The sequence below is a fragment of the Rhodococcus sp. NPDC059234 genome, from assembly GCF_042754225.1.
Classification (GTDB): domain Bacteria; phylum Actinomycetota; class Actinomycetes; order Mycobacteriales; family Mycobacteriaceae; genus Rhodococcus_G.
In genome coordinates this window covers 17,070-43,570 of record NZ_JBHZAH010000005.1, presented here as the reverse complement: position 1 = coordinate 43,570, position 26,501 = coordinate 17,070, and the positions used below count along the sequence as shown (strand labels likewise).

General features: G+C 69.7%; 26 protein-coding genes. 17 read left to right on the top strand and 9 right to left on the bottom strand.

All coding sequences use genetic code 11. The annotated features are described in order from the left end of the window. Position 1: 1 nt before the first annotated feature. Both ACFXGJ_RS02075 and ACFXGJ_RS02070 read right to left on the bottom strand, forming a co-directional pair. The gene (locus tag ACFXGJ_RS02075; protein ID WP_142098513.1) at positions 2 to 214 is read right to left on the bottom strand and encodes a dodecin; all 213 of its coding nucleotides are present in this window, start codon (positions 212 to 214) and stop codon (positions 2 to 4) included. Positions 215 to 332: 118 nt separating this feature from the next. Next, positions 333 to 1,400, bottom strand: a complete 1,068-nt coding sequence (locus ACFXGJ_RS02070; RefSeq protein ID WP_378616063.1) for a magnesium and cobalt transport protein CorA — start codon at positions 1,398 to 1,400, stop codon at positions 333 to 335. A 554-nt stretch (positions 1,401 to 1,954) separates the two neighbouring features. Between ACFXGJ_RS02070 and ACFXGJ_RS02065 the strand changes: the two genes are divergently transcribed. After that, positions 1,955 to 3,127, top strand: coding sequence for an Ig-like domain-containing protein (locus ACFXGJ_RS02065; RefSeq protein ID WP_378615961.1), 1,173 nt, complete (start codon positions 1,955 to 1,957; stop codon positions 3,125 to 3,127). A 77-nt stretch (positions 3,128 to 3,204) separates the two neighbouring features. Continuing rightward, complete coding sequence (locus ACFXGJ_RS02060) at positions 3,205 to 3,627, top strand: VOC family protein (protein WP_378615959.1); 423 nt, start codon at positions 3,205 to 3,207, stop codon at positions 3,625 to 3,627. Positions 3,628 to 3,715: 88 nt separating this feature from the next. Here the strand turns inward: ACFXGJ_RS02060 and ACFXGJ_RS02055 are convergent, their stop codons facing one another. From ACFXGJ_RS02055 to ACFXGJ_RS02030, 6 genes are all read right to left on the bottom strand, one after another. Further along, entirely contained in the window at positions 3,716 to 4,444 is a 729-nt protein-coding gene (locus tag ACFXGJ_RS02055) for a signal peptidase I (protein WP_378615957.1), read from the bottom strand. Then, positions 4,441 to 4,980, bottom strand: a complete 540-nt coding sequence (locus ACFXGJ_RS02050) for a hypothetical protein (RefSeq protein WP_378615955.1) — start codon at positions 4,978 to 4,980, stop codon at positions 4,441 to 4,443. Before ACFXGJ_RS02050 ends, ACFXGJ_RS02055 begins: the two co-directional genes overlap by 4 nt. 5 nt (positions 4,981 to 4,985) lie before the next feature. Further along, positions 4,986 to 5,513: an alternate-type signal peptide domain-containing protein gene (locus ACFXGJ_RS02045; RefSeq protein ID WP_378615953.1), complete on the bottom strand. Its 528-nt coding sequence runs from the start codon at positions 5,511 to 5,513 to the stop codon at positions 4,986 to 4,988. Between the two features lie 65 nt (positions 5,514 to 5,578). Next, positions 5,579 to 7,330, bottom strand: coding sequence for a hypothetical protein (locus ACFXGJ_RS02040; RefSeq protein ID WP_378615951.1), 1,752 nt, complete (start codon positions 7,328 to 7,330; stop codon positions 5,579 to 5,581). Between the two features lie 7 nt (positions 7,331 to 7,337). Continuing rightward, complete coding sequence (locus ACFXGJ_RS02035; protein ID WP_378615949.1) at positions 7,338 to 7,949, bottom strand: SipW-dependent-type signal peptide-containing protein; 612 nt, start codon at positions 7,947 to 7,949, stop codon at positions 7,338 to 7,340. A gap of 197 nt (positions 7,950 to 8,146) precedes the next feature. Further along, the gene (locus tag ACFXGJ_RS02030; RefSeq protein WP_378615947.1) at positions 8,147 to 8,692 is read right to left on the bottom strand and encodes an alternate-type signal peptide domain-containing protein; all 546 of its coding nucleotides are present in this window, start codon (positions 8,690 to 8,692) and stop codon (positions 8,147 to 8,149) included. A 550-nt stretch (positions 8,693 to 9,242) separates the two neighbouring features. Here ACFXGJ_RS02030 and ACFXGJ_RS02025 point away from each other — a divergent pair. The 8 genes from ACFXGJ_RS02025 to ACFXGJ_RS01990 all read left to right on the top strand — a co-directional run bounded on the left by ACFXGJ_RS02025 (position 9,243) and on the right by ACFXGJ_RS01990 (position 17,039). Beyond that, positions 9,243 to 9,938, top strand: a complete 696-nt coding sequence (locus ACFXGJ_RS02025) for a response regulator transcription factor (RefSeq protein ID WP_378615945.1) — start codon at positions 9,243 to 9,245, stop codon at positions 9,936 to 9,938. Continuing rightward, positions 9,935 to 11,128 (top strand): sensor histidine kinase, encoded by a 1,194-nt coding sequence (locus tag ACFXGJ_RS02020; protein WP_378615943.1) that lies wholly within the window; start codon positions 9,935 to 9,937, stop codon positions 11,126 to 11,128. Before ACFXGJ_RS02025 ends, ACFXGJ_RS02020 begins: the two co-directional genes overlap by 4 nt. Beyond that, positions 11,125 to 12,177 carry a hypothetical protein gene (locus tag ACFXGJ_RS02015; RefSeq protein ID WP_378615941.1) on the top strand — a complete coding sequence of 351 codons (1,053 nt, stop codon included), beginning with the start codon at positions 11,125 to 11,127 and terminating at the stop codon, positions 12,175 to 12,177. The genes ACFXGJ_RS02020 and ACFXGJ_RS02015 overlap by 4 nt, the downstream gene beginning before the upstream one ends. Before the next feature lie 152 nt (positions 12,178 to 12,329). Further along, the gene (locus tag ACFXGJ_RS02010) at positions 12,330 to 12,644 is read left to right on the top strand and encodes a response regulator transcription factor (protein WP_378615939.1); all 315 of its coding nucleotides are present in this window, start codon (positions 12,330 to 12,332) and stop codon (positions 12,642 to 12,644) included. A gap of 25 nt (positions 12,645 to 12,669) precedes the next feature. Continuing rightward, positions 12,670 to 13,857, top strand: coding sequence for a sensor histidine kinase (locus tag ACFXGJ_RS02005; protein ID WP_378615937.1), 1,188 nt, complete (start codon positions 12,670 to 12,672; stop codon positions 13,855 to 13,857). After that, complete coding sequence (locus tag ACFXGJ_RS02000) at positions 13,854 to 14,951, top strand: hypothetical protein (RefSeq protein WP_378615935.1); 1,098 nt, start codon at positions 13,854 to 13,856, stop codon at positions 14,949 to 14,951. Before ACFXGJ_RS02005 ends, ACFXGJ_RS02000 begins: the two co-directional genes overlap by 4 nt. Before the next feature lie 138 nt (positions 14,952 to 15,089). Next, on the top strand, positions 15,090 to 16,310 hold the full coding sequence (locus tag ACFXGJ_RS01995; protein ID WP_378615933.1) for an insoluble domain protein: 1,221 nt from the start codon (positions 15,090 to 15,092) through the stop codon (positions 16,308 to 16,310). A 39-nt stretch (positions 16,311 to 16,349) separates the two neighbouring features. After that, positions 16,350 to 17,039, top strand: coding sequence for a hypothetical protein (locus ACFXGJ_RS01990; protein ID WP_378615931.1), 690 nt, complete (start codon positions 16,350 to 16,352; stop codon positions 17,037 to 17,039). An 88-nt stretch (positions 17,040 to 17,127) separates the two neighbouring features. On the opposite strand, the gene ACFXGJ_RS01985 is transcribed toward ACFXGJ_RS01990, so the two are convergent. Continuing rightward, a complete protein-coding gene (locus ACFXGJ_RS01985; RefSeq protein WP_378615929.1) occupies positions 17,128 to 17,979 on the bottom strand; it encodes a response regulator transcription factor in 852 nt (283 codons plus the stop codon). A 93-nt stretch (positions 17,980 to 18,072) separates the two neighbouring features. Between ACFXGJ_RS01985 and ACFXGJ_RS01980 the strand changes: the two genes are divergently transcribed. The 7 genes from ACFXGJ_RS01980 to ACFXGJ_RS01950 all read left to right on the top strand — a co-directional run bounded on the left by ACFXGJ_RS01980 (position 18,073) and on the right by ACFXGJ_RS01950 (position 26,428). Next, a complete protein-coding gene (locus ACFXGJ_RS01980; protein WP_378615927.1) occupies positions 18,073 to 19,692 on the top strand; it encodes a long-chain-fatty-acid--CoA ligase in 1,620 nt (539 codons plus the stop codon). 51 nt (positions 19,693 to 19,743) lie between these two features. Beyond that, the gene (locus tag ACFXGJ_RS01975) at positions 19,744 to 20,592 is read left to right on the top strand and encodes a 3-hydroxybutyryl-CoA dehydrogenase (RefSeq protein ID WP_378616061.1); all 849 of its coding nucleotides are present in this window, start codon (positions 19,744 to 19,746) and stop codon (positions 20,590 to 20,592) included. Positions 20,593 to 20,690: 98 nt separating this feature from the next. After that, complete coding sequence (locus ACFXGJ_RS01970) at positions 20,691 to 22,163, top strand: MFS transporter (protein WP_378615925.1); 1,473 nt, start codon at positions 20,691 to 20,693, stop codon at positions 22,161 to 22,163. A 137-nt stretch (positions 22,164 to 22,300) separates the two neighbouring features. Next, positions 22,301 to 23,086: a VOC family protein gene (locus ACFXGJ_RS01965; protein ID WP_378615923.1), complete on the top strand. Its 786-nt coding sequence runs from the start codon at positions 22,301 to 22,303 to the stop codon at positions 23,084 to 23,086. Between the two features lie 9 nt (positions 23,087 to 23,095). Further along, positions 23,096 to 23,683, top strand: coding sequence for a TIGR03086 family metal-binding protein (locus ACFXGJ_RS01960; protein WP_378615921.1), 588 nt, complete (start codon positions 23,096 to 23,098; stop codon positions 23,681 to 23,683). Between the two features lie 8 nt (positions 23,684 to 23,691). After that, on the top strand, positions 23,692 to 25,398 hold the full coding sequence (gene ilvD / locus ACFXGJ_RS01955; RefSeq protein WP_378615919.1) for a dihydroxy-acid dehydratase: 1,707 nt from the start codon (positions 23,692 to 23,694) through the stop codon (positions 25,396 to 25,398). Next, a complete protein-coding gene (locus ACFXGJ_RS01950) occupies positions 25,391 to 26,428 on the top strand; it encodes an adenylate/guanylate cyclase domain-containing protein (protein ID WP_378615917.1) in 1,038 nt (345 codons plus the stop codon). Before ilvD ends, ACFXGJ_RS01950 begins: the two co-directional genes overlap by 8 nt. Positions 26,429 to 26,501: the final 73 nt, after the last annotated feature.

Below are 26,501 nucleotides of genomic sequence, written 5' to 3'. Positions count from 1 at the left end.
ACTACTCGGTGTCGAGCCGGAACCCCAGTTTGAGGGTCACCTGCACGTGGCCGACCTTCCCGTTCTCGATGTGCCCGCGGGTGTGCACGACTTCGAACCATTCCAGGTTCCGGACGGTCTCGTTGGCCCTGGCCACCGCCCCCGCGATCGCGTCGTCGATCCCCTTCTTCGAGGACCCGACCACCTCGGTGACGCTGTACACGTGATTGCTCATCGGCTCATCCTCACTCTCGAGGGACGGAGTCCATCCAGCGTATGGCCGCATCGGCACCGCTGTACAGGCGTCCGCGTGCTCGGGAAGTCGTACGCGAGGGCACCAATCGGCCCTCGAGCTAGAGCCAACCCCGGCGCTTGAACACGGTGTACAGCCCGAAACAGGTGAGCACCATCATCATCAGCGCCATCGGGTAGCCGCCGATCCAGTGCAGCTCCGGCATGGAGTCGAAGTTCATGCCGTACACGGTGCCGATCAGGGTCGGTGCGAACAGGATTGCCGCCCACGCGGAGACCTTCTTGATCTCCTCGTTCTGCGCGTAGCTGGCCTGGGTCAACGCCGACATCTCCTCGTTCTGGGTCTGCGAGACCAGCGTGGCGTTGACGGTGAGGATGTTGCCGAGCAGCTGACGGAACCCGTCGGCCCGCTCGACGACCGTGGTGGCGTGGTCGGTGACGTCGCGCAGGTAGCGCTGCAGTTCCTCGTCGGTCTTGTACTTCTCGAAGCCGGCGGACAGGCCGCTGAGCATGTCGAGCAGCGGCCGGGTGGCGCGCTGGAACTCGATCACCTCGCGGGTGAGTTCGTAGATGCGCCGCGACACCCTCGGATCGCCGCTGAACACCTCGGTCTCGATCTCGTCGATGTCGTTCTGCAGGCCGGCGACCACCGGCGCGTACCCGTCCACCACCGCGTCCAGGATGGCGTAGAGCACCGCCTCGGGCCCGAGCCGGAGCAGGTCCGGGTCGTTCTCCATGCGGGTCCGGACGGCGGAGAGGTCGGGTGACTCGCTGTGCCGGACGGTCAGGACGAAGGTCGGGCCGCAGAAGATGTGCAGTTCACCGAAGTCGACGCGTTCGGTCTCGTCGACGTAGCGCGCGGCCCGCAGCACCACGAACAGGGTGTCGCCGTACCGCTCGAGCTTCGGCCGCTGGTGCGCGACGATGGCGTCCTCGACCGCGAGCTCGTGCAGGCCGAACTGTTCCGCCGCGGCGAGCAGCTGCTCCTCGTCGGGGCGGTACATCCCGATCCACGCCATCGACGATGCGTCGGGCAGGCTGCGCAGCGCGTCGGCCAGGTTCACGGGCGTCTCGATCCGGCGACCGTCGCGGTAGACGGCACTGTTGACGACGCTCGCCTCCACCGGTGCGACGACCACCCGGGCGGGCGGCGTGTGGTGAGGCGCCATCGAATGCTCGGGCGCGATCAGTTCGCGGGAGGGGTCGGCGGCACGGCTGGGCAGCAGCGGGCGGAAGGGTCGCTTGTCACGCATGGGAACGGCTTTCGCGTAAGTCGGATGCACGGGCAGCACGTCATGTGTCGACGTGCAGTGTGGTGATCACGAAATCGCCGCTGCGCGAGGGAGCTGTGCCCGAGGACTCAGCGACGACTTCGGCAGGTACTGGGAGGTTGGCCCTTCACGACAAGCCACACCTCCCTCTTCCATCGACTCTGCTGGACCTCGACACCCTACTCCCGGCACCGATGCCCCACCAATTGGACGAATCGCCGCGGTGACCCGCCAAAATATGGGAACCAGCTCAAGATCTTTTCGGGCCTGCTCAGGGGCGTGAACGCCGCACCCCCGCACCGACGGTCGGCGCGCCCCGCCAGACACGCCGATACGGCAGTCGAACGGCCGACACCGACTCGTTCGGGTAACTTACGGCCGTCAGCGCTGGACGACGATACAAGTTTCTACAAACTGGACGCTTGGACTAGTTCTTCAATTACGCTGCCGCAATGACCACCTCCATCAACACGCAGGGCGGCGTCACGCGGCTTGCCACTGCCATCGGCGGCGCAGTCGCAGCTCTGTTCCTGGCGGTGTTTGCCGCCGTGCTGATGCCGGCCGCCGCGCACGCCGATCCCAACGTCATCCAGTACTCCGCCGACCAGAACACCTGGGGCGGAATGGACCAGATCCCGGCCCTCCAGGGCCAGCTGATCCCCGGCGGCGAGGCCACCTCCAAGTTCTGGGCGAAGAACACCACCGCCACCGGCGGCACCCTGCAGGTGTACCTCGGTAACTGGACCAAGAACGCACCGGACGTCCAGGCCTACGTGCGGGCGGAGATCAACGACGCGACCGGGCAGGTCGTCGACCTCGTCCAGGGCGTCGCAGCGCCGGGCACCGAACTCAAGTCGATTCACCTCGCCCCCGGCGAGAGCGCCAAGGTCCTGCTCGTCGTCGGCATGCCGGCCACCGCGGGTAACGAGTCCCAGAACGCCTCGATCAACCCGGACTTCGCCCTCGACTTCGAGCTCGATCCGGCCGCCGCGACTACCACCACGGCCGTCACCGGCCCGGCCACCGCGACCACCGGTGTAGCGGTCGACCTCACCGCGACCGTCACCCCGGCCGAGGCCACCGGCACCGTCCAGTTCAAGGACGGCACCACCAACCTCGGCGGCCCGGTCACCGTCACCAACGGCACCGCGACGCTGTCGCACACCTTCACCACCCAGGGTGCGCGCAGCATCACCGCCGTCTACTCCGGCGCCGCGGGCTTCGCGACCTCCACCTCGCAGGCGTTCACCGTGACGGTCGGCGCGCCCGCGCCGGGCCAGAGCAGCGTCACGCTGACCGCGCCCGCCACCGCCGTCGCCGCGGCCGGCGTGCAGCTCAAGGCGGTCGTGGCCCCGGCCACCGCCACCGGCACCGTCCAGTTCAAGGAGGGGACCAAGAACATCGGCGTCCCGATGCCGATCGTGAACGGCGTCGTCGAGGTGACCAACATCTTCCCGAACCCGGGCCAGTTCGTCCTCACCGCGGTCTACTCGGGTGACAGCGCCAACGCCGCCGCCACCTCGGCCCCGCAGACGATCACGATCACCGCGATCCCGGATCCGGGCAACACCGGTTCCGCAAACGGCTCGATGGACATGGTCGGCGGCATCTTCGGTAGCAGCTAGCGCCGCGCCAGTAGCGCCCGCTCCACGACGAGCGCCTGTGGTGACCGACCCCGGTCACCACAGGCGCTCGTTTCGTTGTGCCGGGCAGCGGAATCGGTGCGGCTACGGGACGTGCAGGCATCGCCGTTGCGCGCGTGGGATCGATAACCCTGGACTGCGACGAGCCGGCCTCCCTCGCGAGCTTCTGGTGCGAAATACTCGGCCGAGAGGTCGCGCGAGCGAGCGACAAGTGCGTCACCGTGATCTTCCCGCGGGGCATGCTGACCGCGATCCGGGTGGCCGACTACCGAGCCCCGTCACGGCCGGACAGCACTGTGCCGAAACAGATTCACCGGACCTCGTCGTGGACGACCTGGACGCCGCCGCGGACGAGGCGGCGCGCCTGGGGGGCTCGAGTCGCGTTCGAGCGGAACGCGCCCGACGTGTACCGGGTGCTGCTGGATCCGGCGGGGCACTCATTCTGCCTGCGCCTTCCACGGGGAGTGCTCTGCGACGCCTGAACCGGCCCGTGAACACCCGAACGCCCAGACGGTTCGACTCTCCGTCTGGGCGTTCGGGGAGGTCGAGTCCTCGCCGACACTTTCGGGATCAGGGTGCTCGGTGCCGGCTCTCTATCCGAGGAATGATGATGGTGTCCGCGTCCGCGAATCGTTGGTCCTGCGTCGCGGGCACCCGCGGCGCAAAGCGGACGGTCTCGGGTGCGGGATTCGCGGTGGTCACAGGGTTCGCGGGGCCGTCCGCGCCGGACCCGTCGTCGTTGCCCTTGCGGGAGCGGTCCCGGAACGCACCGACGAACATCCACCCGGCGTAGAGAAACAGGCCGCCGACGACGACCGTCACCATCAGCGCCCGCTGCTGGCCGGTGATCACGCTGTTGACGTAGCCGAGGTACGGGACGCTGTACCAGACCTTGCCTCGCACCTGTTCCGGAACAACGGGATTCATGTCCCTGGACGGATTCGCGTCACCCTGGGTGACGAAGCTGCGTTCGCCCTTCGAGTTCTGTCGCGACTCGATGATCCGATGCGTCACCACCTCCGGGTTCCCGGATTCCTTCTGGAAGGTGATCGCGTCCCCCACCCCGAGCGTGAGTGGATCCTGCGGCTTCACCACGATCAGGGTGCCGGGCGGGTAGGTGGGGCGCATCGAGCCGGTGAGCACGGTGTAGGGCGTCGCCCCCGTCAGCCGGGGTACGACGATGGTCAGGGCCAGGATCGCCAGCAACAGCAGGAGCACGAGCCAGGAGACGATGCTCTTGACCCACCCCCACACACTGAGATCCTGTTCCCCGGCCTTGCCCCGCACCGCTTCACTCATCGGGACTGCGCGGAGAACGTGAACGTGGCCGTGGTGCTCTGGCTGGGCGCCGCGGACGCGCCGACCGTGCCGCGCAGGCACAGCACCTCGGTCGCGCCGGGCTGCACGGTCCGCTCCGCGAACGATGCACCGATCAGCGGCCCGCTGTAGACCTGCGTCGCGCCGGTCGGGTTGCCGGTGGCCGGACAGGCCGCCTCGTTCGCGACGACGGACGCGGTGAGGTCCAGTGGCACAGCCGAATTCGACTGGACGCCGTTGAGGAGCTTGTACTTCATCAGCACGTTGCCGGAGTTGTAGACCTTCACCGGGGCCTGGGCAAAGCCGCCGGGAAGGAGGTTCGCACCGGCGAGCGCGGTGAACGGGTACGAGCTGAGCCCGCTGCCGCCGACCGACAGGTCGAGGATGCCCGAGTGGATGGTGCCGGCGTCGAGGGTCTGGCTCTGGGTCCACAGCGCGCCGGTCTGCTGCGCCGACAGCAACGCCACACCGACGACAGCGGCACCGCCGATGGCCAACCAACGAGTCTTGTTCGACATGGCGCCTACACCTGCTTCAGGGTGATGTTGAAGTTGGACAGATCGAGCCTGGCGGCCTGCGCCACGTATCCGGACGTGGCCGGGTTGAACGTGAACACCACCTTCACATTGACGGTTTTGCCGTCCTGCGCCGGCGTGATCACGGCACCTCCAGCGTTCGACGGCAGCGACACCCCGTTCGTACTGGCAGTCACCGCGGTGGCCATCGCCGCCTTCAGCGCAGCGTCCCCGGTGATGGTGCCACTGTCGGCGCCCAGGTTTGCCACCAGGTTGGTGCCCTTGGCCGTTACCGAGAAGTTCGCGGCATAGGTCACCACGTCACCGGGGACCGCCCGGTAGCTGGTGACGTCGATGGCGCCATGCTGGTCGGTCCACGCCGGGGTGCCGACCTGCGTGAGGGCCAGACCGCCGGCCCCGACGGAACCGCCGACCCCGCCGCCACCGGCGTTGAACGCGGCCATGGTGCCCGCGCCGCCCGCGAGCAGGACCGTCGCGGCGCCCGCCGCGATCGCGCCCTTCGTCTTCATGTTCATCTGCTGGTCAGCTTTCGTAGGACCCATTGCGGGGCAGAGGAATACGGCAACATTGCTGGACCCTCCTACTTGGTGACCAGTGCGGCGACCTCAGCCGGCACCGTGTCAGACGAGGGATCCACGGACTTCTCCGAGCCCGACGCCGCATCCACGACGGAGAGCTTCGCGCCATCGACGATCCACAGCTGATCCGAGCCTGACGCCCACTGCACGATCGCCTTCTTGCCGACCGTGGTGCTGAACACCTGCGCACCCGACTTGTCGGTGATTGTCGCCGACGTGCCGCTCACCGTGGCCGTGTACTTGCCCGACGTCGAGGTGTTCGCCGTCGCAAGATCGCCCGACGGGGCGGCGACAGCCGCCGCGGCCTCCTGTGTCGTCGTGGTCGGCGTCGGCGTGGCGGTGGTTTCCGTTGCCGCCACAGACTTCTCGGCCGAGGTGGTCGGCGCGGCGGTCGTGGTCGTGGTCGGTGCCGCTGTGGTCGTGGTCGGCACTGTCGTGGTCGTGGTCGCCGCCGAGGTGGTGGTGGTCGCCGAGGCGGTGGTGGTCGCCGACGCGCTGGTCGGTGCCGCCGTGGTGGTGGAGGTAGGCGTTGTCGAGGTCGGTGCGGTCGTGGTCGTGGCGGGCGCGGCCATCCGGGCCGCCAGGGCTTCGGTGCCGCCGCCGCTCGGGGCGGCGAGCGAGCTCTGGTCGGATCCGCCCACATGTGCGCCGTTGCACCAGGCGGTCCAAATACTGCTCGAATAGATACTTTCGCCGATCCACGACGTGCCGGTCACGCCGTTGCGGACGGTCCGGACCTCGACGTACGAAGTCGCTGCGGTCTTGTAGATGTTGTTGTAGGTGCTGATGTTAAGGGTGACGGTATCGCCCTTGTTCGCCGGGATCGACGGTGCCACGGTACTGCTGTACGCATTGATCAACTGCACCTGGTAGGTGTATCCGGGACCGAGGTGCTCCCACCTCAGGGTCTGGCCGCTGTTGCCCGACGCTGTGGTGCAGCCGAGGTACTTGGGTGCCGGGACCAGGGTGCTGCGCGAGGCGAACGAGCTCGCGGCCCCAGCCGTGTCGGTGAACGCCGCACTGGTTCCGGCGGTCATCCCGATCAGCGCGGTGAGGCCGACCGCGCCGGCCGCCATCAGGGTCCGGGCGGGGATCCGACGGCGCAGCGAGAAATGCGACGCCCGGAACTGCTCGGTCGGCGCCTCGATTCCGCTGTGTGCGGGCACAACCGGAGGCTCGATCACCTCGTGGGCGACGTGCTCTCCGCCACTGCCGTTACCGGCCCCGGCGTCGTGATCGTCGTCCTTGCGCTTGGCCGCGGGCCCGAACGCGAGCACCATCACGCCCCCGACGAGGGCGCCGCCGAGAAAGATCGCGGCGGGTGAGGACAGCCAGGACACCGCGTAGCCGAGCCCGGGCACGCTGAAGAACACCCGGTCTGCCTCAGTGACCGTGTACGGGGAGATGTCGGCATCCTTGTTGGCGTCACCCTTGAGGATCAGGACCGAACTGACCCCGTCGGTCGACACGATTTCCTTGATCCGGTGCGTGATCCGGGTGCCCTGCTCGTTCGGAACGCTGACCACGTCGCCGACCGCGAGGTCCGCGGCCGGGGTGGCCTTCGACAGCGCGAGGGCGCCGGTCGGTATGTCCGGAGACATCGAGCCGGAGCGGAAGACGAGCGGCTTGATGCCGAAGAGGAAGGACGCCGCAGCGGCCAGCACGCAGATCAGGCCGGCGATGGCGCCGACGTTGAGCGCGATCTCACGGCCGCGGGAGCGGCCGGAGGCGGGAGGGTTCTCGTGAATCGTCATGGCGCGCTCAGGCCGTCGTCGCGTTGAAGTTGAAGGAGGTGTTCACCGTCTGGTTCTGGACGGACACCGGAGCGTTCGCGTCGAGGGTCACCTGGAAGCACAGCGTCTCGCTGGCGCCGTTGGCCAGCGGGCGGGCGGTCGGGATCAGGTTGGTCGCACCGCCGGACGTGAGCGCCAGGTTGTTCGCGATCACGGCGCCACCGCTGCAGGCGGTGCCGTTGGAGGTACCGGTCGAGACGAGAACCTTGAGCTGCGGCGCGAGCACTGAGGAGGTCGCGTTCGCGACCATCGTGTAGTTGAACGGCGTGGTGCCGGTGTTCTGCACTGGCAGGGTCGCCGCCACCGAGTCGCCCGGCATCATGCCGGTCTTGGTCAGCGACGCGAAGGCGTACGCGCCCGGGTTGCCCTGGTTTCCGTTGAGCTGCAAGTCGATCGAGCCGGTACTGAACACACCGGAGGTCGCGGTCGCCGAGTCACTCCACGCTGCGAGGGTGCCGATCGCGCCGAGGCCCAGCACGATGCCCAGCGACGCGATGGCGCGCGGCTTGCCGCCGGACACGAAGGACCGCGCCCGGGCGCCGAACCCTGACGGAGAATTGGGAACCTCATGACGCGACATTCGGTGGGCCTTTCGTGCGTGGTCGTGCGGCGGGGCGCGGCGCCGCGCCTGGGCAGGAACCCGTTGGGTTCGAGGTGCTTTCAGGAATCCGATGTGGAATGGGGGCGCCAGCCGAACAAGCCCGGATCGGGGGTTCGGGTCAGCCGGCCGGCGCGTCCACGAGGCTCGCTACGAGGCAGCGAGCGGTCTTCGAGGTCCTACTGCTGGGTCAGGGTGACGGCGAAGTTCGACAGGTTGACGGTGCCGTTCTGCGCCGTGGTGCCCGTCACCGAGGTCGGGAGCGTGAAGTTGACGTGCACGTTGACGTTCTGGCCGTCCTGCGCGCTGGTCACCGTGGCTCCACCCGCGCCGGTGGGCAGGTTGGTGCCGTTGATATCCGCGGTGACGTTGTTGGTGAGAGAGGTGTCGAGACCGTTGGTGCCGGTGATGCTCGCGGCGTCGGCAATGAGCTTCGCCGTGAGGTTCTTACCCTGCGCGCCGATCTTCACGACCGCGTTGTAGGCAACCTGATCACCGGGGACGAGCTTGTCGCCGGCCGGATCGAACGCCTGTCCCGTCAGCGGACCGTTGACCCACTTCCAACCGGTGCTTCCCGCGACGGTGGTCAGGCTCAAGTTACCGGACTGGACGGTGCCGCCGCCGACGGTCTGCGAGGAGTTCCACGCGGCCATGGTGCCCGCGCCACCGGCGAGGAGGAGTGCGGCCGCGCCGGCGGCGATGGCGCCCTTGGTCTGCTTGTTCATGTGCTCAGCTTTCGTCGGACCCCCGCTGGGGGGTCGGGACAGTACGGGACATCGGATCGGGTTACGTGCGCCCAGGTCGGGTGGGCTCGGTTTCGTACATCCGTGCTCTGTTCAGGTCGCGACGTCGTAACTGGCGTCCATCAAGCCTGTGCCCATGGCCGGATTCCGGTTCGCGATTGGATGTGTTTATCACAGCGGAGGGGCGCAATCGTGAGTTTTCTGGTCAAACGTTCAAATGATCTTGGTCGCCTGTCCAGTTGCCGCTTCATGCTTCGCGTCACTAAGGTCAAGACCATCGTTGACCAGTGTTTATTCGTTACACGAGGCGTGCAATCACTGTCCCTCGTTCGACAGATACCGTCTCACGCAATCATGCCGTAGCGTCGATTCGCCCACTCTTGATACCGATTTGGGCCATCCGCCATCCGGCGAGTCGACCCGTCCTAGAATCGTCTCGATTCATCCAATTTTCACCGTCCGGGTCGACTGTTGCGGTTTGCTGCAACCTTCCCGAATGGGACTGGAATGCACGGCGTGCGAGGACTCATAGATGACAGAAGACGCGGCGAACACAGACGACGACCGATCCGACACGGGCCCGCGCCGGATCGGCATCGTCGAGGACCACGAATCTGTGGTGATCGGACTCGAGACGATGCTCGCCGACCAGCCCGACCTCGAGATCGCCGCCTCGGCTGCGACCGTGCCGGAACTGCTGGCGGAGGCCGCCCCGCTGGACCTGGTCATCCTGGACCTGCGCCTGTCGGACGGGTCGTCTCCCAAGTCGAACGTCGAGCAGTTACGCGACGCCGGCCTCGAGACCCTCGTGTTCACCGGCGCGGAGAATCCCTACCTCGTTCGGCTCGCGGCCAAGGCCGGGGTGCTCGGAGTGCTGCGCAAGTCCGAGCCGAGCGCCACCGTCGTCGCGGCGATCGCCGCGGCCGCACGCGGCGAGCAGGTCGTCACCACCGAGTGGGCCGCCGCGATCGACGGCGACCCCGGACTGCTCGATGTCGGGCTGAGTCCGCGTCAGCGAGATGTACTGGCGCTCTATGCATCCGGTGAGAAGGCTGCTCGAGTCGCCAGCCTCACCGGCCTGGCTCCGCACACCGTCAACGACTACCTCGCGCGCATTCGGGCGAAGTACGCGGAAGCCGGCAGACCCGCACGCACCAAGACCGACCTGTACAAGCGAGCAGTGGAGGACGGCTGGCTGCCGGTCCCGCAGCACCCCGAGCAGGGATGACGGCAGCGGCCGTCGCGGTCGGCACTCGCCGCGAGGCCACCGACCGGATCCTGCGGGTGTTCGCACGCTTCACCAGTGTCGGGTACCTCTTCTACCTGCTCCTCCTGCTGCCCTCGATTCTCGGCCAGGCCGAGCTGCTCGACTGGTGGTGGACCCCGCTGGCAACGGCGGCCGTGTTCGGATCGGGACTCGCGTTCGGTGCGGCCACGGCTGCTGCCGACACCCGCGTGCTGCGCACGGCCGGTGGCGTCGCCGCGATCGCGTACCTGGCCGTGATCGTCGCCTGGCCGCTCGCGTGGAACGGCCCGCCGATGATGAACGGACAGGGCGTGTGGCTGTCCACCTTCCCGGGGGTGGCGAGCCTCGCCGCGGTCGCGGCCTGGCGACCCGCGGTCGCCTTCGGCTACATGGTGATCGCCTGCGCCGGAGCGCAACTCATGAACAGCGTGGCCCGTGACCCCGCGATGACCAGTCCGGTGATCCCCGACATCGCCTTTGCGATCATGTACTGCACGCTGTTCGTCGGCGCGGCGGTGATGGCACTGCACACCGGCCGACTACTCGACGAGACCACTGCCGCAACCCACCGTGCGGCCGCCTCGGCCGCCGCCCAGCGCGCACGTGCCGTCGAGCGGGAACGCTTCGACGCCCTCATTCACGACGGAGTGATGTCGACCCTCCTGTCGGCCTCCCGACTGGGCGCGACGCCGAGCGTCAGCCGGCAGGCGACGATCACCATGCGTCAACTGGACGCGCTCAGGACGGGCGCCGGTCTGCACGAGCGCTTCGACAGCGCCGAGATCCTCACGCACCTTCGGACCGCCGCGACGGAGGTCGACGAGAACGTCGTCCTGAAGGTCCATCGCAGGCAACACTCCGGCTCGTTGACCATGCCCGGCGAGGCCACCCGCGCCGTCGGGGCCGCGCTGGCGGAGGCGCTGCGCAACAGCATCAGGCACGCGGGCGACGACGCGGACCGTGCCGTCGAGGTCGCGATGACCCCGGACCTGTTGTCCGTCCGGGTCTCCGACAACGGAAAGGGATTCGATCCGCGAACGGTTCCTCCGCACCGGCTCGGCGTCGCAGTCAGCATCGTGGGACGTATGCGGCAGTTGCCCGGGGGCTCGGCGCGCATCGACTCTCGCCCCTCCGACGGCACCCGGGTACACCTGACGTGGAGCGCCCCGTGACGCGTCCCGTCGTCGACCAAGACGTCCCCGACATGCTCGGCATGCAGAGCACCGCCGCTCGGATCATCGTCGGGTTCTACTCGCTGACGTACCTGATGATCGCGATCGTCTCCCGCGAGGGCATCGAGAGTTTCGAACCGGTACTGCTCGCCGTGCTCGTCGTGAGCTTGGGCGCGATCACTCTGATCCGCATACCCGGCGACCCGCTTCCGCTCTGTCCGACGCTGGCGCTCACCGCGATCGGCCCGGTCGCGAGCGCCCTCGTGCTGGGTGAGCTGCCCATCCCGGTCGAGAACCCGATGCAGACCTGGCCGCTCAGCGCGGCGACGGCGATCTTCGCCTTCATGGGGGTGCGCGGACGGGCCGGCTTCGCCTGGCTGGGGATGGCCTCGATGATGACGACCTGCGCGGTGTGGTCGGCACTGACGGGGCAGGGCGTCGCTCACGGGCTCGCGATTTCGGTGATCAACGTCGCTCCGTTGCTGATGGCCACCTTCTTCGGCCTCACGATCCGCCCGTCGGCGGGGGCGATCTTCCGACTGCGCGAGCAGACCACTCGCCGGGTCGCCGCCGAGGCTGCGGACTCCGCCGTGCTGGAGGAGCGCGACCGTCAGTTGGGCAGACTCGACGAACTGGCGAGGCCGCTGCTCGAGCGGATCGGCAGCGGCGCCGAACTCGACGAGGACGAACGCCTCGCATGCCGGTTGCTCGAGGCGCACCTGCGCGACCTGCTGCGGGCCCCGGGGCTGTCCGATCCCGCGGTGGACGCGGCCGCCCGCGCCGCGCGCGGTCGTCGCGTCGAGGTGATCATGCTCGACGACGGGGCATTGGACGGCGCCGACGAAGCCGCGCGCGACCGGTTCCTCGCGGCGGTCGCCGAAGAGCTGGCAACGGTGTCCGACGGGGCGGTCACCGTTCGTGTCCTGCCTCCGGGCCGCACATCGATGGCAACGGTCCTGGTCAACAGCGAGGACGGGGTCCGGCGCATGGAGTTCGGCCACGACGGTCACCCCGCGGCCACGGAGATTTCGGTGCAATCCGAACGCTGACGGGTCACAACTCCGAGCCTGCCCCTATTTCTACGGGCACAAAAGTGCTGTCTCGGCAATCCTCGGGTAAACCCCTACCGTTTCATCACAGAGGGGACTCGTGACGAGGGGTCGGGCCCCCGATTTCGGCCGTAGCCCCAGGGAGTACATAAATGACTGCTGCACTGGACCAGTACCGTCATCGATCGGTCGCGCCCGCGATCCGACAGGCGGCGCACGCCGCGACACCGAACACCTTGCGTAAGCCGTCCCTGTCGCCGCGCGAGGTCGAGGTGCTGCTGCGGTGGCTCCGCTGCGACTCGAAGAACACCGTCGCCGCCGACCTCTTCCTGTCCATCGGCACGGTCAACACCCACCTCTCGCGCATTCGCGCGAAGTACAGCCAGGTCGGCAGGTCGGCCCCGACGAAGGCCGCACTCGTCGCCCGTGCGGTGCAGGACGGGCTGATCTCGCTCGACGAGCTGTGAGCCACTCGCCGCCGGGCCGGCACGAATGACCGGTCACGACTGCAAGGTAGGCGACGCAGAAGCGCGGGTCATCCGCACCTTCGCCCGCGTGCTCGGTGCCGGGGCCTTGTTCTTCTGCGCGGTGCTGATCCCCGTCCTCCTCGTCCAGTCCCGCGCACTCGCGCCGTGGTACACACCGGTTGCCGCCGTCATCGTCTTCGCTCCTGTCCTCGCACTCGGGCCGGCCAGCTTCTCCCCCGACCTGCGATGGGTGCGCCGGTTCGCGTCGCTCGCCGCCGCGACCTATCTCGTCGCCGTGGTCGGCTGGTTGCCCTTGCTGCACGGACACATCCCAGCTACCCGCGAGATATGGATCTCCGCGATCACCGCCATGCCGGCGATGGCGGCGGCGGCGTGCTGGCGCCCGGCCCCCGCTGTCCTCTATCTGGTGGCCAGCTCGGTCGCTGCGGAGGTGATCCGGCACATCACCCGGGACGGTCCGGACAGCACGCTGCTGCCGGAGATCTTCAACGTCGTGATGACCAACAGCATGTACGTCGTCGCGACCATCGCCGCGGTCCAGTCCGGACGCACCCTGGATCGAACCCGCGCCGCCGCGATGCGACAGTCCGCTGCTGCCGCCGCCGTCGCCGCGCGCGACGTCGAGCGCAAACGCTTCGACGCGCTCATCCACGACCGTGTCATGTCGACGCTGCTCGGAATCGCGCGGCGCGGCAACACCGATCAGCTCAGTGAGCAGTCCGGCCTCGCGCTGCGCGAACTCGACCGGCTGCGCGCCAGCGACGTCGCCACCGAGGCCCTCGACACCGACGCCGCGGTGGCATTGATCCGCGCCGCGCTGGTGGAGGTCGACGAGGACGGTGACGTCGACGTCGACGTCCGAATCGAATCGGCCGTCACCATTCCCCGCGAGGCATGTCGCGCGATCGCGTCCGCCGCCGCGGAGGCGCTCCGCAACAGCATCCAGCACGCGGACGGTGCGAACGAGACCGCGGACCGGCTCGTCGCCGTCGACGTCGACACCGACGGGCTGCAGGTGCTGGTCGCGGACAACGGTCGAGGGTTCGACCCCGACCGGGTTCCCCCGTACGGGCTGGGGATCAGCGTGAGCATTCGCGCGCGCATGGCGTCGGTGACCGGCGGCTCCGCCGAGATCCACTCCGCTCCCCACCGCGGCACCCGGGTCGTTCTGCGCTGGACGGCACCGTCGTGACCGGCACCGACTCCCGCGACGTGCGGGACTTCCGGGACGTACGCGTCCTGCTCGGCATGGACCGGCCTGCCGCGAAGGTGCTCGTCGCACTGTTCTGCCTCAGCTTCACCATCGCCGCACTCGCCAACCTCGAGGGGGTGCACCGCGTCTGGCCGACCGTCCTGGCCGCCGCACTGGTCACCGCGGGAGCTGCCGTGATCGTCGCCGTGCCGGGCGACCCGTTGCCGACGATTCACACCCTTGCCCTGACGGCATTGGGTCCGATCTCGTGCGCGTTGGTCCTGTGGCAGCTCCCGGTACCGGGATGGACCCTCGACTCCGCCTGGCAGATCCGAGCGGTGACGGTGGTGCTGGTCTACATGTCGGTCCGCGGCCGCGCGGTGTACGCGTTCGCCGGCGCTGCGCTGATGATCGTCACGAGCGGAGCCTGGGGTGGCGCGACCGGGCAGGGCTGGGGCACCGGGCTCCGCTTGGCCTCCATCAATCTCGTCCCCGTACTGATGTCGGTGTTCTTCGCCTTCAGCATCCGGCAGGTCGGGTTCGCGGTGTTCCGGCTGCGCGAGCGGGAATCCGAACGGGCCACCGACGAGGCCATGACACAGGCCGTACTGCACGAACGCGACACCCAGCTCTCCCGGCTGGACCGCCTCGCCCGCCCGATCCTCCAGGCTTCCGCCGACGGGCACGAGTTCACCGCGCGGGCACGAGAGGACTGCGCGGTGCTGGAGTCCCGGCTGCGCGACACCCTGCGGGCGCCGGTGTTCGCGTCCGACGAGACGGTGTGCACGGCAGCCGATTCGGCGCGGCGGCGCGGTGCACGAGTCATCCTGCTCGACGACGGCGGCCTCGCCGACGCGTCCACCGAAACGGTGGCCCGGATCCGGGCCGGGCTCGTCGACGAACTGGACTCGTGTGAGGACGGAACCCTCACCGCCCGCGCCCTCCCCGCCGGCCGGGACGTCCTGGCCACCATCGTCTCCGAACACGGAACCCGGGTCCGACGCGTCGAGTACGACCGATCGGGGCGGGTCAACGTGACCGTGCTCAGCGACGACGATTCGGCCGAACCCGCTACAATCGCCGGTCGGGGGTAGACGCCGGGGGGATTTCACCGGCTTTTCGGCCGCAATCGCATCGACCAGATCCACGGCGCCGACGGCGCACGTGGGTGGTCGGCGTCTCGAAACACCCCCACGACAGAACTGAACATGACATCACCATCGGGGGGAACCATGGGGAAACACACGATCACGAGTCGGCTGCGCCGCGTCGCCGAACGCGCGGCCGTTGCGGGCACGATTCCGCTTGCCATCGCCGTCGCGGGCGCCGGCACCGCGCTGGCCGCGCCGGTGCAGCCCGGTGTGATGGCGGACGAGGCGCAGCAGCCCGGCGTCGGCGAATCCACACCCGTGCCCGAGGTCGCGCCGACGCCCGAACCGGCCCCCGAACCGGCGACTGAGCCCACCGAACCCCGCCAGTACTGGATCGCGCCACCGGTCGAGTACGACAACGTCCCGACCCGCGCCCTACCCACCTACGACGAGGCGCCGGTCGCGCCCGCCGCCGCCGCGCAGCTGCACCTGCCCGAGCCCGTCGCGCCCGTCGCGCCGATCGAGGCCCCGCGGGACATGCTGCGACTCGGTGACTTCGTCGCCGCGAAGCCGAACTGGCTCAGCAGCGACGACATGGACAAGACCAACAACACCGCGGCCGTAGCCGAGGCGCAGATGTCCACGTTCTGGCGCTCGATCGGTGTCGAGGCCTCGCGCTCGGACAAGGTCGCCGCGGCAACGATCGCCGGCGCCGCCGCGGGCGGTCTCGGCGCCGCCACCGCCGCGGGAGTCCCGGCCGCGGTCGCGGGTGGTCTCGTCGGAGGTGCGATCGGCGCCCAGATCGGGGCGACGTCAGGCATCGCCGCCGGACAGATGGTCCCCGTCGTGGGGTGGGTCGCCGGACCCGCGGTGGGAGCCGTGGCCGGCGGCGCGATCGGTGCTGCCGCCGGAGCCGCTGCCGCCGGCATCCCGGTCGCGGTTGCGGCCGGCACCGTCGGGGCCCTCGCCGGCGGCGCCGCCGGCACCGCCTTCGGTGCCGGTGACACCCTCGACGAGCCGGTCGAGTTCGTGATCCCGGACGCCCCGGTGGTCGGCCCTGCCGCGATCACCGCCGCCACCGAGCAGGCCGTGGCCCAGGTCGAGACCGCGCCCGGCGGCCCCGAGGTCGTCGCGGCCGTGCGCGATGCCGCCGATGCTGCGCCGCAACAACTCTCGGCGTTGAATGCGGACGCGAACGCACAGGTCGCCGTCGCCCGGACAGCCGCGGTCGCGCACCCGGCCGGTGCGGATGCGGTGGCCCGGATCGAGACCGCGGGCGCCGACCTCGGGCGGGCCCTCCAGCCGGCCGCCGGGGCCGTCGCCGACGTCCTGGGCGCCGTGCACGCGGGCCTCGCCCCCTAGAAGGACGGACCCGAACGCGGGGTCCGGTGAGGAGACATCGTGGGTAGCCGACCGTCGTCGCCCTACAGCAACGACGCCTGGATGGCCGCAGGCGACCAGCCGTCGTCGGCCGATGTCCCGATCGCGGATCCCGCGGGTGTCGAGCGGTCGAGCGACCGGCACACGCCGTCGCATTCCGACGACGATGCCGTCGGCCCCTTCGGCGATCCGCTGCCGCCGGACCGCCCGCCCCGACGCCGACGCCGTGCACTGGTCGCGACGGTCGCCGTCGTCGTGGCCACGGCGGGCTGCGGCGCCGCCACCTTCCTCGCCCTGCGGCCGGGTGACGACCCGGAACCGGCTGCCGCGGTGGAGAGTCCGTGGTGCACCGGCCTCGCGGCCGGAGAGCCCGCGACACTCGACTCCCCCGATGCGGGCGCAGCCACCATCGCCGGCTTCGAGGACGCCTACTACCGGGCCCGCGACGGAGTCATGGCCCGGACCTTCGTCGCGACCGGCGCCCGCGTCGGTTCGGCCGAGCAGATAACCAAGGGAATCGCTCAAATCCCGGTCGGCACAACGCCTTGCGTGCTCACACGCAAGGCGGGGCCCGGCGCGTACGCGGTGGACCTGTTCGAGCGTCACCCGGACGGCTCCGCCGAGCACTACCGGCAGACGATCATGACCTCGCGCTCGGCATCCTCCCCCACCGGCGAGGCGATCGCCGCGATCAGCACCCGCGACGAATAGCCCACCCCCGACCTCCCCAACGTCACATCGGTTCGACTCACGCGAATCAACGTGACATTGGGGAGGTCCGAGTGGGGGGGGCGGGCCGCTAGGGCAACAGCCCACGCCGGCGCGCGGCGAACACCGCCTCCTGACGGCTGCTCACCTCGAGCTTTCCCATCAGGTTCCGCATGTAGGTCTTCACGGTTTCCACACTGAGCGACAGCCTCTCGGCGATCTCGGCGTTCCGGCAGCCGAGCGCGACGTGGGCGAGCACGTCCAATTCCCTGGGCGACAACACGATCGGCGGAGCACTTCCGACGGACGCGGTCAGCGAGCGCAGCGTCCGCTCGACCGCCCGCAACTGCTCCGCCACCGACTCGTCGGCGACCCGTTCAGCGATCGCCCTCAACGCCAGATAGCTCTCGGTGATGCGCTCCGACTCAGCTGTGCTGCGCCCGGGTCCGGTGGACTCGGCGGCGTTCGCAATCAGCCCGACCCGACGGTCCACCTCGTCTCGGACCTCGATCTCTCGGGCGAGCGTGTTCGCCGACCGCAGCACCGTGTCGGCCATCACGTCGCCGATCGGACGCCGCGACCGCAGCCCGCCGTAGATCGCGGCACGCGTCTGCCCGCGAACCACGACCGGCACGGACAGCAGCGACTCGATGCCCTCGCGCGCGACCTGCACGTCGTAGTCGTGGGTGATGTGGCTGGAATTGAAGTAGTCCGGAGCCGCCTCCGGCCGCTGTTCCGCGATCGCCCGACCGCCCAGCCCGCAGCGGGCGTCGATCGTCAGGCCGCGCAGAATCCGACTGCGGGTGCCCGCGAACCCCGACAACACCATCCGGCCGTTCGCCACCGATCCACCGAACAGGACCGGGAACGGCGTCGACGCGCGCATCGCACGCAACTCGCCGCGCAGCGCGTCCTCGTCGCTCGGTCTCAAGGTCTCGTTCATCTGCATACCCACTTCGTAGGGTAGCGGGCCGCGAGAGGAGGGCCATACCGTCGTCGGCGACCATCTGTAAGCCCCGTCACACGGAGTCGTCACATGCCCGCCGCACAGACCGCCAATCATTCCGAGCTCAGCCCGCTGCGCTTCCTCGAGCGCTCGGCTGCGGTGTTCCCCGACCGCACCGCGATCGTGCACGGCCACCGCCACTACACCTACCGCGAGTTCGGCGCGGAGGTCGAGCAGCTCGCCCACGCGCTGCGCGAGCGCATCGAGCCCGGCGACCGGGTGGCCTTCCTCTCCCCGAACACCCCCGAACTGCTGATGGCGCATTTCGCCGTGCCGCTGGCCGGTGGCGTGCTGATCGCGCTGAACTCACGGCTGGCCGGGCCGGAACTCGAATACATCCTCGACCACTCCGGCGCCCGCATCCTGTTCGTCGACGCCGAGTTCCTCGGGTCCGTCGCGACCGTGCGCGACCGGGTGCCCTCGGTCGGGGAGGTCGTCGAAATCCCCGATTCGACGATCACCCTCGACGCGCCGGTCGCCGGGGTCGCGACCGCGGTCTACGACGACTTCCTGCGCACCGCCGACGCGGCGAACGCCGAGCCGCTGGTGTGGGGCGTCGCCGACGAGCAGCAGCCCATCGCGATCAACTACACCTCCGGCACCACCGGGAAGCCCAAGGGCGTCATGTACTCCCATCGCGGGGCGTACCTGAACTCGCTCGGCGAGACCTTCCACAACGGGTTCACCGGCGCGACCAAGTACCTGTGGACGCTGCCGATGTTCCACTGCAACGGCTGGTGCACCCCCTGGGCGGTCACCGCCGCGGGCGGCACCCACGTGTGTCTGCGCGCCGTGCGGGCCGACGCGATCTGGGACGCCATCGACGACCTCGGCATCACCCATCTGTGCGGCGCCCCGACCGTCTGCTCGACCATCGCCGACGCCGACCGGGCGCATCCGCTGACCACTCCGCTGCGGATCACCACCGCCGGCGCGCCCCCGTCGCCCACGATCATCGGGAGACTCGAGTCGCTCGGCGTCACCGTCGTGCACGTGTACGGGCTGACCGAGGTGTACGGGCCGTACACGATCTGCGAGCCGCAGGAGTCGTGGGCCGCGCTGGATCCGGCCGAGCGTGCGGTCCTGATCTCGCGGCAGGGCGTCGGGATGCTGCAGGCGGAGACCGCCCGTGTGGTGGATCCGCAGATGCGTGACTTGCCCGCCGACGGCGTGTCGATGGGCGAGATCGTGCTGCGCGGCAACAACGTGATGCTCGGCTACTACCGGGACGAGGACGCGACCGCCGAGGCGTTCGCCGGCGGCTGGTTCCACACCGGCGACCTCGGGGTCATGCACCCGGACGGCTACATCCAGCTCAAGGACCGCGCCAAGGACATCGTCATCTCCGGCGGGGAGAACATCTCCACCGTCGAGGTGGAACAGGCGATCGTTTCCCATCCGGCGGTCGCGGACGTGGCGGTCATCGGCGTGCCCGACGACAGGTGGGGCGAGCGTCCGAAGGCATTCGTGCTGCTCCGGCCGGGTGCGACCGTCGGCGCGGAGGAACTCGTCGAGCACGCCCGCGGCCTGCTCGCCGGCTACAAGGTGCCCCGCGACATCGCCTTCGCGTCCGACCTCCCGCGCACCCCCACCGGGAAGATCCGGAAGAACGAGTTGCGGACCGCGACGAGCGTTGTTACCGGCACGTAGCAGAATGACCCCCCGAGACAAGACGACCGACACGGGTTTGGAGAGATGACAGTGGAGCTAGTCGGAGTGATCGGTGGCGGCACGATGGGTGCCGGCATCGCAGAGGTGTGTGCCAAGGCCGGAAGCTCGGTCCTCGTGCTCGAGACCAAGCAGGAGTTCGCCGACGCCGCCCAGGACCGCATCGCGAAGTCGATCTCGCGTGGCGTCGCCAAGGGCAAGATCACGCAGGAGGAGGCGGACGCCGCCATCGCCCGCGTGCGCGTCACCCTCGACATCGAGGAGTTCGCGGACCGCGACCTGGTCATCGAGGCCGCCCCTGAGATCGAGGCGCTCAAGTACGAGATCTTCGGCAAGCTCGACAAGATCGTCAAGCCGTCCGGCATCCTGGCGACCAACACCTCCTCGATCCCGGTCATCAAGGTCGCCGGCGCCACCTCGCGCCCCGCCCAGGTGGTCGGCGTGCACTTCTTCAACCCGGTGCCGGTGATGCCGCTCGTCGAGATCATCTCGACCCTGGTGACCGCGCCCGAGACCGCCGCCGCGGTCACCGAGTACGCCAAGAACACCCTGCGCAAGACCACCGTGCAGGCCGGCGACCGGTCCGGGTTCATCGTCAACGCGCTGCTCATCCCGTACCTCACGTCGGCTGTCCGGATGCTCGAGTCCGGCTACGCCACCGCCGAGGACATCGACGCGGCCATGAAGGGCGGCTGCGGCTACCCGATGGGCCCGCTGACCCTGCTCGACACCGTCGGCCTCGACGTCGCGCTGGCCGCGTCGGAGTCGCTGTACGGCGAGTTCGCCGAGCCGCACTACGCCCCGCCCGCCCTGCTGCGCCGGATGGTCGACGCCGGTCGCCTCGGCAAGAAGACCGGCCGCGGCTTCTACGACTACAGCTAGCCCCCGCCGCACCCCGATTTCGCCGCCCGCACCCGCAACTGCCGGTGCGGGCGTCGAACCGGGGTGCGGACGGTCACGGAACAAGTACCGTTCGACGCATGGACTCGCCCGCCGCGTCGGTCCGCCTGCGCTCGGCCACCGGTCGTGCGGTGGTACTCGCGACCGTGCTCGGGTCCGCCCTTGCGATGCTCGACGCCACCGTGGTCAACATCGCCCTCCCCCGGATCGGCGAGGATCTCGGCGCCTCCGTCGCTGGTCTGCAGTGGGTGCTCAGCGGCTACACCCTCACCTTGGCCTCGCTGATCCTGTTGGCGGGTGCACTCGGCGACCGACTCGGACGCCGCAAGGTGTTCGTCTGGGGCACCGTCTGGTTCGCGGTCGCCTCCGCCCTGTGCGGGCTCGCCCCGAGCATCGAGCTGCTGGTCGCCGCCCGCGTCCTGCAGGGCGTCGGGGCCGCGTTGCTCACGCCCGGCAGCCTGGCACTCCTCTCTGCGACGATCGACCCCGACGACCGGGGCGAGGCCATCGGATTGTGGTCGGGCCTCGGCGGGGTGGCCTCGGCCGCCGGACCACTGCTCGGCGGCTGGATCGTCGAGGTCGCCAGCTGGCGGGCCGTGTTCTGGCTCAACCTCCCGCTCGCCGCCGCGGTCGTGTGGGTGGCGGCGCGGCACGTGCCCGAGAGCCGCGACCCGCACCCGCAGGGGCGGCTCGACCTGCCCGGCGCCACGCTCGCCGCCCTGGCGCTGGCCTCACTCACCTACGGCCTGATCGCCGGGCTCTGGCTGGCGGTCGTCGCGGGCGCCGGTCTGCTCGTCGCGTTCGTGGTGGTGGAGGTCCGGTCCGACAATCCGCTGGTGCCCCCGTCGCTGTTCCGCTCCCGGGTCTTCACCGCCGCCAACCTGGTCACCCTCGCCGTGTACGCGGCGCTCGGCGGCGTGTTCTTCCTGCTGGTCCTGCAACTGCAGCTCGCGGTGGGGTTCTCGCCGCTGGCGGCCGGGCTTGCCACGCTGCCGATCACCGTGCTGATGCTGCTGCTCTCGGCACGAGCCGGACGGTTCGCCCAGCACCACGGCCCGCGACTGCCGATGACCGCGGGTCCGTTGATCGCCGCGCTCGGGCTGGTACTGATGCTGCGGATCGGGCCCGGGTCGTCGTACCTGCGCGACGTGCTGCCGGGGGTGATCGTGTTCGGCCTCGGGTTGTCGGCCCTCGTCGCTCCGCTGACCGGCGCAGTGCTCGCCTCGGTGTCGACGGACCGGGCCGGCATCGCCTCCGGCGTCAACAACGCGGTCGCCCGCAGCAGCCAGTTGCTCGCGGTTGCCGCGCTGCCGGGACTGGTCGGGATCGCGGGCACGAACTACACGGACCCGCAGGTCTTCTCGCACGGATTCCACGTCGCCATGCTGATCTGCGCGGCACTTCTCGTGATCGGCGCGGCCATCGCCGCCGTGATGATCCCGGCGGCGAGACCGGCTGCGGAGCCGCGGGACTCGATCGAATGCCAACCGCACTGCGACATCTCGGCGCCGGCGCTGGTGCCCGACGACGAGTCCTCGCTCGAGGATCGCTGACCCCTCACGCACGCGCGCGGTGGGCTGCCCCCTTTCCAAACGGGCCGCGGGCTGGAAACGTGACCGGTGGGCCTCGCACAGCGACGTCGGTGGGCAAGGCCCGGTGGACCGATTCCTCTCTGTGAAAGGACATCGTCATGCCCGAACGGTCGAGTTACGCGCAGGGCACCCCCTGTTGGGTGGATCTGTCGGCCAAGGATCCCGAGACCGCCAAGACCTACTACTCCGCCCTGTTCGGCTGGGATTTCGAGGACATGCCCAACCCCGGCGGGGGCGTGTACTCGATGGCACGGGTGCGCGGCAACTACGTCGCCGCGGTCGGCGGCCAACCGCCGGGCGTCCCCGACGGGACACCGTCGATGTGGAACACCTACCTCGCCACCGACGACGCCGACGCGACGACGGCCAAGGTCGCGGGCGCGGGCGGCCAGGTCCTGATGGGACCGGACGACGTCGGCGACGCGGGCCGGATGTCCTTCGTGGCGGACCCGACCGGCGCGGTGGTCGGGCTCTGGCAGGCGGGCAGGCACATCGGCGCCTCGCTGGTCGGTGACGCCGGCACCGTCGTCTGGAACGAACTGATCACCGCCGACCCCGACAAGGCGCTCGCGTTCTACGCCGCGGTTCTGGGCCTCGGCTCGTCCGTCGCGGAGATGCCGGGCGGCGAGAAGTACACGCTGCTGCAGGTAGGCGACGACCAGGTCGGCGGCTGCACCCCGCCGCGGATGCCGCAGGTACCCACCCACTGGCACGTCTACTTCGCCACCGACGACACCGACGCCACGGTCGAGGCGTCGAACGCGGCCGGCGGCAGCGTGATGGCCGAGCCGTTCGACGTTCCGACCGTCGGACGAATGGCCGTGCTCTCCGATCCGACGGGTGCCGTGTTCAGCGTGATGCGGCCGACGCCCCCACAGTCGTAGGGGCTGGACGTGGCACTCGAATGGCTCGCGCTCGCCCGCCGGGCGATGCAGGAGTTCGGTTCGCGGGTCGACGCCGTCACCGACTGGGAGGCACCGACCCCTGACACCGAGTGGGACGTGGCCGACCTGGTGCGGCACGTCGTCGTCGAGCAGCAGTGGATTCCGCCGCTGCTGAGCGGCCTGACCCTCGCGGAGGCCGGCGATCGGGTGCGTCCGCTCGGGGCCGACCTGGCCGCGGAGTGGCACCGCTTCGCCGGTCTGGCGGCCGCGGCCTGGGAGGTGGCACCGCCGGCGGCCCCGGTGCACCTGTCGTACGGGACCGTCACGGTGGAACACTATCTGCGCGAACAGGTTTCCGACATCACCATCCACAGCTGGGACCTCGCCCGCGCGGCGGGCCTGGACGAGACGCTGGACCCCACGCTGGTCGAGGCGGTGTGGGAGGTGCTCGATGCCCAGCGCGAGATGCTGAGCGCCAGTGGACTGTTCGCCGCACCCGTCGAGGTGTCCGTGGACGCTCCCCTGCAGACCCGACTGCTGGCGCTGACCGGCCGCGATGCCGATTCGACGCGCCGCACGGACCCGACCGGAGGATGATGAGCAGCGTGTCCCAGGATCCGAACGGCCCCGACATCAAACCCCGCAGCCGTGACGTCACCGACGGCCTCGAGAAGACCGCCTCGCGCGGCATGCTCCGCGCGGTGGGGATGGGCGACGACGACTGGGGCAAGTCCCAGATCGGCGTCGCGTCCTCGTGGAACGAGATCACGCCCTGCAACCTGTCCCTCGACCGCCTCGCCAAGGCCTCCAAGGACGGCGTCCACGCGGCGGGCGGCTATCCGCTCGAATTCGGCACCATCTCGGTCTCCGACGGCATCTCGATGGGCCACGAGGGCATGCACTTCTCGCTCGTCTCCCGGGAAGTCATCGCCGACAGCGTGGAGACCGTCATGCAGGCAGAGCGACTCGACGGCTCGGTGCTGCTCGCCGGCTGCGACAAGTCGCTGCCGGGGATGCTGATGGCGGCCGCCCGCCTGAACCTGGCCAGCGTGTTCCTCTACGCGGGCTCGATCCTGCCCGGGATCGCCAAGATGTCCGACGGCTCCGAGCGTGAGGTCACGATCATCGACGCGTTCGAGGCCGTCGGAGCCTGCTCCCGCGGGCTGATGAGCCGGGAGGACGTCGACTCGATCGAACGCGCCATCTGCCCGGGCGAGGGCGCCTGCGGCGGCATGTACACCGCGAACACCATGGCCAGTGCGGCCGAGGCGCTCGGCATGTCGCTGCCCGGCAGCGCCGCGCCGCCGGCCACCGACCGTCGGCGCGACGGGTACGCCCGGCGCAGCGGCGAGGCCGTCGTGGAGATGCTGCGCCGCGGAATCACCACCTCGGACATCCTCACCAAGGAGGCCTTCGAGAACGCGATCGCGGTGGTGATGGCGTTCGGCGGATCCACCAACGCGGTGCTGCACCTGCTCGCCATCGCACACGAGGCGCACGTCGACCTGACCCTCGACGACTTCCGCCGCGTGGGGGCGAAGGTCCCGCACCTCGCCGACGTCAAACCGTTCGGCAGCCACGTGATGGTCGACGTCGACCACATCGGCGGTGTCCCCGTCGTGATGAAGGCGCTCCTCGACGCCGGCATGCTGCACGGCGACTGCATGACCGTCACCGGCGCGACGATGGCCGAGAACCTCGCCCACATCGCCCCGCCCGACCCGGACGGGAAGGTGCTGCGGGCGATGAGCGATCCGATCCACCCGACCGGTGGCATCACCATCCTCTCAGGTTCTCTGGCACCGGGCGGCGCGGTGGTGAAGTCGGCAGGCTTCGAGTCCGACGTGTTCACCGGCACCGCAAGGGTTTTCGATCGCGAAAGGGCCGCTCTCGATGCGCTCGAGGACGGCACGATCACCGCCGGCGACGCCGTGGTGATCCGGTACGAGGGCCCCAAGGGCGGACCCGGCATGCGGGAGATGCTGGCCATCACGGCAGCGATCAAGGGCGCCGGACTCGGCAAGGACGTGCTGCTGCTGACCGACGGGCGGTTCTCCGGTGGCACCACGGGCCTGTGCGTCGGCCACGTCGCACCCGAGGCGGTGGACGGCGGGCCGATCGCATTCGTGCACTCCGGCGACCGGATCCGGCTCGACGTCAGCAGCGGCACCCTCGACCTGATGGTCGACGCCGACGAACTCGACCGGCGCCGGCAGGGCTGGGAACCGTTGCCGCCCCGCTACACCCGCGGCGTCCTCGCCAAGTACGCGAAGCTGGTCGGGTCGGCGTCGAACGGGGCGGTGTGTGGCTGAGCACGCGAGCGAACGGCGGCAGGCCCGCGAGTTCGCGATGATCCAGGCGGAGGTCGAGCGGAACCTGCTCGGCGGCGAGATGAAGTACACCCGGGAGCAGGTCGCCGAACTGTCGGGCATACCGCTCGAACGGGTGCAGCGACTGTGGGTGGCCATGGGGTTCGCCGCCGACGTGGGCGCCGACGCGACCATGTTCACCGACGCCGACGTCGAGGCGCTGAAGGGCATCACCTCGCTCGTGGACCGCGGCATCATCGACCCCGACCTCGAGGTGTCCGTGACCCGCGCCCTGGGGCAGGCATTTTCACGCCTCGCCGAGTGGCAACTCGGACTGCTCAACGGTCACATCCTGGACCGGCTCGAACACCGCGACTCCGACGAACCCGCCGACGTGCACGCGGTCGCGGCCCAGGCCACCCTCGTCGCCGAACAGATGCTGCCCACCCTGCAGAGCCTGCAGTCGTACGTGTGGCGCAGGCACCTGGCGTCGAATGCCGCCCGGTTCCTCGACAATCGCGGCGAGGAGGTGGACAGCCGCAACCTGGTGATCGGATTCGCCGACATGGTCGGCTACACCAGCCTCACCCGCCGTATCGACATCACCGAACTCACCGAACTGCTCGAGTACTTCGAGTCCACCGTCACCAACGTGATCAGCCAAGGCCACGGCTGGGTCATCAAGAACGTCGGTGACGAGGTCATGTTCGCCGTCGAGGACCCCGCCGACGCCGCCTCGATCGCGCTCGCCCTGCAGGACGCCGCGGCCAGCACCGAGGAACTACCGAACCTGCGGGTGGGCCTGGCTCGCGGCGAGGTCCTGGTCCGTTTCGGTGACGTCTACGGCTCGGTGGTGAACATCGCTGCGCGCCTGACCAGTTCGGCCAGACCCGGCACCGTGCTCGTCGATTCCGCACTGGCCGACGCACTCGGCAGCAACCCGCGGTTCCACCTCCGGTCGTTGCGCTCGCTGCGTGTCCGCGGGTTCAGCCGACTGAAGGCCTACGCGCTGCGACGGGCACACGGAGCCTGAGCCGGCCGACGCCGGGCGACGCCGGGCGTCAAATCTGTATTCACCGGCCCGCCACCTCGGACCTGCACACTGC

Coding starts and splice junctions, on each gene's coding strand:
- ACFXGJ_RS02075 (WP_142098513.1), bottom strand. CDS start 214: ATGAGCAATCACGTGTACAGCGTCACCGAGGTGGTCGGGTCCTCGAAG.
- ACFXGJ_RS02070 (WP_378616063.1), bottom strand. CDS start 1,400: ATGGCGCCTCACCACACGCCGCCCGCCCGGGTGGTCGTCGCACCGGTG.
- ACFXGJ_RS02065 (WP_378615961.1), top strand. CDS start 1,955: ATGACCACCTCCATCAACACGCAGGGCGGCGTCACGCGGCTTGCCACT.
- ACFXGJ_RS02055 (WP_378615957.1), bottom strand. CDS start 4,444: ATGAGTGAAGCGGTGCGGGGCAAGGCCGGGGAACAGGATCTCAGTGTG.
- ACFXGJ_RS02050 (WP_378615955.1), bottom strand. CDS start 4,980: ATGTCGAACAAGACTCGTTGGTTGGCCATCGGCGGTGCCGCTGTCGTC.
- ACFXGJ_RS02045 (WP_378615953.1), bottom strand. CDS start 5,513: ATGAACATGAAGACGAAGGGCGCGATCGCGGCGGGCGCCGCGACGGTC.
- ACFXGJ_RS02040 (WP_378615951.1), bottom strand. CDS start 7,330: ATGACGATTCACGAGAACCCTCCCGCCTCCGGCCGCTCCCGCGGCCGT.
- ACFXGJ_RS02035 (WP_378615949.1), bottom strand. CDS start 7,949: ATGTCGCGTCATGAGGTTCCCAATTCTCCGTCAGGGTTCGGCGCCCGG.
- ACFXGJ_RS02030 (WP_378615947.1), bottom strand. CDS start 8,692: ATGAACAAGCAGACCAAGGGCGCCATCGCCGCCGGCGCGGCCGCACTC.
- ACFXGJ_RS02025 (WP_378615945.1), top strand. CDS start 9,243: ATGACAGAAGACGCGGCGAACACAGACGACGACCGATCCGACACGGGC.
- ACFXGJ_RS02020 (WP_378615943.1), top strand. CDS start 9,935: ATGACGGCAGCGGCCGTCGCGGTCGGCACTCGCCGCGAGGCCACCGAC.
- ACFXGJ_RS02010 (WP_378615939.1), top strand. CDS start 12,330: ATGACTGCTGCACTGGACCAGTACCGTCATCGATCGGTCGCGCCCGCG.
- ACFXGJ_RS02005 (WP_378615937.1), top strand. CDS start 12,670: ATGACCGGTCACGACTGCAAGGTAGGCGACGCAGAAGCGCGGGTCATC.
- ACFXGJ_RS01995 (WP_378615933.1), top strand. CDS start 15,090: ATGGGGAAACACACGATCACGAGTCGGCTGCGCCGCGTCGCCGAACGC.
- ACFXGJ_RS01985 (WP_378615929.1), bottom strand. CDS start 17,979: ATGAACGAGACCTTGAGACCGAGCGACGAGGACGCGCTGCGCGGCGAG.
- ACFXGJ_RS01980 (WP_378615927.1), top strand. CDS start 18,073: ATGCCCGCCGCACAGACCGCCAATCATTCCGAGCTCAGCCCGCTGCGC.
- ACFXGJ_RS01970 (WP_378615925.1), top strand. CDS start 20,691: ATGGACTCGCCCGCCGCGTCGGTCCGCCTGCGCTCGGCCACCGGTCGT.
- ACFXGJ_RS01965 (WP_378615923.1), top strand. CDS start 22,301: ATGCCCGAACGGTCGAGTTACGCGCAGGGCACCCCCTGTTGGGTGGAT.